We start from the raw sequence: 4,896 nt of genomic DNA, 5'->3' as shown, positions 1-4,896 counted from the left end.
CGGAAATTGAAGCGGCGCGTGGGGAGATTTCCCTGAGCTATTTCGAATTTGGCACGCTCTCTGCGCTGTGGTTGTTTAAGCAGGCGCAGCTCGACGTGGTGATCCTTGAGGTTGGTCTCGGCGGGCGCCTTGATGCCACCAATATCGTCGATGCTGATGTGGCGGTGGTGACCAGCATTGCCCTGGATCATACTGATTGGCTGGGGCCGGATCGGGAAAGCATTGGCCGTGAGAAGGCCGGTATTTTCCGTGCTGCTAAACCTGCCATCGTTGGCGAGCCGGAGATGCCCCATACTACTGCTGAAGTGGCCGCCGGGAAAGGCGCGATGCTTCTGCGACGCGATGTCGACTGGCGCTATGTCGCCGATGCGCAGACGTGGTCATTCAGCGACGGGGAGGGGACTCTGGTGGATTTACCGTTGCCGCAGATTCCAATGCCGAATGCGGCAACGGCGCTGGCAGCGCTGCGAGCCAGCCGACTTAAGCTGAGCGATCGGGCGATTCGCGACGGTATTAAACAGGCCATGCTGCCGGGACGTTTTCAGATAATCCGCGAAGCGCCGCGCGTTATTCTTGATGTGGCGCATAACCCCCATGCGGCCGCCTGGCTCGCCGGACGTCTCAAAAGCCTGTCGAAAACGGGGCGCGTGCTGGCGGTTGTTGGTATGCTGCATGATAAAGATATTGCTGGCACGCTGGCAAACCTGACGGCGGAAGTGGATAGCTGGTACTGTGCGCCTCTGGAAGGGCCGCGCGGTGCAACGGCACAACAGCTGCAGGAGCATTTACGCGCAGGAAAAGCTTACGCCAATGTGGCTCAGGCCTGGCATGCGGCAATGGCCGATGCCAGACCGGAAGATACGGTGCTGGTGTGTGGTTCATTCCATACGGTGGCGCATGTAATGGAAGAAATAGAGGCGGGGAGAATCGGTGGCGAGTAAGTTTCAGAACCGTTTAGTCGGGACGATTGTGCTGGTCGCGCTGGGGGTGATTATCCTCCCGGGTCTGCTTGACGGTCAGAAAAAGCATTATCAGGACGAATTCGCGGCAATTCCACTGGTGCCAAAACCGGGCGACCGCGATGAGCCGGATATGCTCCCGGCGGCGACTCAGGCACTTCCGGCTCAGCCGCCGGAGGGCGCGGCTGAAGAGGTCAGAGCGGGAGACGCCGCTGCACCGTCATTGGATCCGTCGCGCATCCCGGTTAACAGCAACAGTTTCGATGATGTACAGGAGCCGGTTGTTGCGCCGAAGCCGCAGCCCAAACCACAGGCTCAACCTCAACCTCAATCTAAACCGCAGCCCCAGTCGCCGAAGCCGGTTGAGAAGCCGCAGTCGCAGCAACAAACCGTTGCTCAGACGCAGCCGACGAAACCGGCAGAGATACCTGCTCCGACCGGTAAAGCCTATGTGGTGCAGCTTGGCGCGCTGAAGAATGCGGATAAGGTCAATGAAATCGTCGGTAAGCTACGTTCCTCCGGCTTTAAGGTCTACACGTCGCCTTCGACACCGGTTCAGGGTAAAATTACCCGTATTCTGGTCGGCCCCGACGCTTCAAAAGATAAACTGAAAGGGCAGCTTGGCGACCTGAAACAGCTCTCCGGCCTGAGCGGTGTGGTCATGGGATATAGCCCCAACTAATCTTCCCCCTCTCCGCGCTGGTGAGGGGGAAAGCTCCTGTCTGACGCGCTTTCAGGAGGCGAAAGACAGCATGGCGTTGAATGTTTTTTCAGCGCCATTTTTATTTCTGTAGGGCACGGAAATCCCTACGCAAACGTTTTCTTTTTCTGTTAGAATGCGCCCCGAACCGGACGACAGGGCGTAAATCGTGGGATGTTTATGGTCTGGATTGATTACGTCATTATAGCGGTGATTGGTTTTTCCTGTCTGGTAAGCCTGATCCGCGGCTTTATTCGTGAAGCGTTATCGCTGGTAACCTGGGGATGCGCTTTCTTTGTTGCCAGCCATTACTACACTTATCTGGCTGTCTGGTTCACGGGTTTTGAAGACGAAATGGTCCGCAATGGGATTGCTATCGCGATATTGTTTATCGCAACGCTTATCGTTGGCGCCATCGTTAACTATGTGATTGGCGCACTGGTTGAGAAAACGGGCCTGTCGGGTACCGACAGGGTGTTAGGGATCTGTTTTGGCGCCCTGCGTGGCGTGCTGATTGTCTCTGCGATTCTGTTCTTTCTCGATAGCTTTACCGGTATGGCGAAAAGCGAAGACTGGCAAAAGTCAGAGCTTATCCCGCAGTTCAGTTTCGTTATCAGATGGTTTTTTGACTATCTGCAAAGCTCGTCAAGTTTCTTGCCCAAAGCATAAGCGTTGGGATGTGGCTGAACGAGGAAAAGACGTATGTGCGGTATTGTCGGTATCGCCGGTGTTATGCCGGTAAACCAGTCGATTTATGACGCGTTAACGGTGCTTCAGCATCGTGGCCAGGATGCCGCAGGCATCATCACTATTGATGCAAATAATTGTTTCCGTTTGCGTAAGGCCAACGGACTGGTGAGTGACGTTTTCGAAGCTCGCCATATGCAGCGTATGCAGGGCAATATGGGTATTGGCCATGTTCGCTATCCTACGGCGGGCAGCTCAAGTGCCTCCGAGGCACAGCCTTTTTATGTCAACTCACCGTATGGTATTACGTTGGCGCACAATGGCAATCTGACCAATGCGCACGAGCTGCGTAAGAAGCTGTTTGAAGAAAAACGCCGCCATATCAACACCACCTCCGATTCTGAAATCCTGCTCAACATCTTCGCCAGCGAGCTGGATAACTTCCGTCATTATCCGCTGGAAGCGGATAACATTTTTGCCGCGATTGCTGCGACGAATCGTCAAATCCGCGGCGCTTATGCCTGTGTGGCGATGATCATTGGTCACGGTATGGTTGCCTTCCGCGATCCGAACGGCATTCGTCCTCTGGTGTTGGGGAAACGTGATGTTGGCGATGGCCGTACCGAGTATATGGTGGCCTCCGAAAGCGTGGCGCTCGATACCCTTGGCTTCGAATTCCTGCGCGATGTGGCGCCGGGTGAAGCGGTCTATATTACCGAGAAGGGCCAGCTGTTTACCCGCCAGTGCGCTGAGAATCCGGTCAGCAACCCGTGCCTCTTTGAGTACGTCTATTTTGCTCGCCCGGACTCGTTTATCGACAAGATTTCCGTCTACAGTGCCCGTGTCAATATGGGCACTAAGTTGGGCGAGAAGATTGCCCGCGAATGGGAAGATCTGGATATCGACGTGGTGATTCCGATTCCGGAAACCTCCTGCGATGTCGCGCTGGAAATTGCCCGTATCCTCGATAAACCTTATCGCCAGGGTTTCGTAAAAAACCGTTACGTTGGCCGGACATTCATCATGCCGGGTCAGCAGCTGCGCCGGAAGTCGGTGCGTCGTAAGCTCAATGCAAACCGCGCTGAGTTCCGCGACAAAAACGTGCTACTGGTGGATGACTCCATCGTGCGTGGTACCACCTCGGAGCAGATTATCGAGATGGCGCGCGAAGCCGGTGCGAAAAAAGTTTATCTGGCTTCCGCTGCGCCAGAGATTCGTTTCCCGAACGTTTACGGCATTGATATGCCGACGGCAACCGAGCTTATTGCCCACGGTCGCGAAGTGGACGAAATCCGCCAGATCATCGGCGCTGATGGCCTTATCTTCCAGGATCTGAACGATCTGATTGATGCCGTGCGTGCGGAAAACCCGGATATTCAACAGTTTGAATGTTCGGTATTTAACGGCGTGTACGTCACCAGGGATGTGGACCAACAGTACCTTGATTATCTCGATTCCTTACGTAATGACGATGCGAAAGCGGTGCAGCGTCAGAACGAAGTGGAAAACTTAGAGATGCATAACGAAGGCTAAGCCACACCTTTGTTATCAAAGCCCGCCATCGTCAGATTGCGGGCTTTTTGCTTTGCGGGCCCCGAAAGCACGGCTTCACGCTTAGCGGGCCGCAAGGCTTGCGTCCGGTGCTATAATCCGGCAAAGTCTGCCCCATTCGGTGGAAGAGGCAATCAGCGTGAAACGACTTATTATTGGTATCTCCGGCGCCAGCGGCGCCATTTACGGTGTACGATTGCTGCAGATTTTACGCGATGTGCCTGATGTCGAGACGCATCTGATCATGAGTCAGGCAGCGCGGCAGACGTTGGCGCTGGAGACCAGGTATTCCCTGCGGGAAGTGCAGGCCCTGGCTGATGTGGTTCATGATGCGCGTGATATCGCCGCCAGTATCTCGTCGGGGTCGTTTAAGACTGTCGGAATGGCGATATTGCCTTGTTCCGTGAAAACGCTTTCCGGCATTGTTCACAGCTATACCGATGGTCTGCTGACCCGCGCGGCGGACGTGGTCCTTAAAGAGCGTCGCCCGCTGGTTTTGTGCGTTCGGGAAACGCCGTTCCATCTTGGGCATCTGCGCCTGCTGGTGCAGGCCGCGGAGATGGGCGCGGTGATCATGCCGCCGGTTCCGGCCTTCTACCATCGCCCGCAAACCCTCGATGATGTGATTAACCAGACGGTCAACCGGGTCATCGATCAGTTCGATATTACCCTCCCCCAGGATCTCTTTACCCGTTGGCAGGGGCCTTCTGACGCACTAAAGTAGTGCGTATCGTCAACTTTTGCGTCTCCGCAGTGCAATTTTGTCGCCTCGATCAAATCCTCGACATTTAATTTGTTTTTTTGCGTTTGGCCACTGCGGTTTGTCCGTCAATGCTGCTATCTTCCCTCTCAAGACAATCCTGCAACTTTATATTAACAAATTTAACACTGTTTCCAGCACGTACTGAGAAGATGGCATAAAACCTGCAGGATGAGTCGGCTACACACATAACGAAACAACGCACCATATAACAACATCACGACACTTAAGGGTATTGT

5 protein-coding genes are annotated in these 4,896 nt (G+C 54.6%); all 5 read left to right on the top strand.

What is annotated here, in order from left to right; all coding sequences use genetic code 11:
* Positions 1-941: bifunctional tetrahydrofolate synthase/dihydrofolate synthase (gene folC / locus ACZAHD_RS21585; RefSeq protein ID WP_462458563.1), on the top strand; the 941-nt coding region annotated here is incomplete at its 5' end.
* On the top strand, positions 931-1,641 hold the full coding sequence (gene dedD / locus ACZAHD_RS21580; RefSeq protein WP_462458562.1) for a cell division protein DedD: 711 nt from the start codon (positions 931-933) through the stop codon (positions 1,639-1,641). The genes folC and dedD, both read left to right, overlap by 11 nt.
* A gap of 198 nt (positions 1,642-1,839) precedes the next feature.
* Positions 1,840-2,328 carry a colicin V production protein gene (gene cvpA, locus ACZAHD_RS21575; protein ID WP_462458561.1) on the top strand — a complete coding sequence of 163 codons (489 nt, stop codon included), beginning with the start codon at positions 1,840-1,842 and terminating at the stop codon, positions 2,326-2,328.
* Positions 2,329-2,361: 33 nt separating this feature from the next.
* Complete coding sequence (purF, locus tag ACZAHD_RS21570) at positions 2,362-3,879, top strand: amidophosphoribosyltransferase (protein WP_462458560.1); 1,518 nt, start codon at positions 2,362-2,364, stop codon at positions 3,877-3,879.
* Between the two features lie 157 nt (positions 3,880-4,036).
* Positions 4,037-4,621, top strand: coding sequence for a UbiX family flavin prenyltransferase (locus tag ACZAHD_RS21565; protein WP_462458559.1), 585 nt, complete (start codon positions 4,037-4,039; stop codon positions 4,619-4,621).
* Positions 4,622-4,896 lie beyond the last annotated feature (275 nt).

Origin of the sequence: Raoultella sp., from assembly GCF_039594335.1 — a bacterium.
Classification (GTDB): Bacteria; Pseudomonadota; Gammaproteobacteria; order Enterobacterales; family Enterobacteriaceae; genus Klebsiella.
This window is presented reverse-complemented; position numbering and strand designations above follow the sequence as displayed.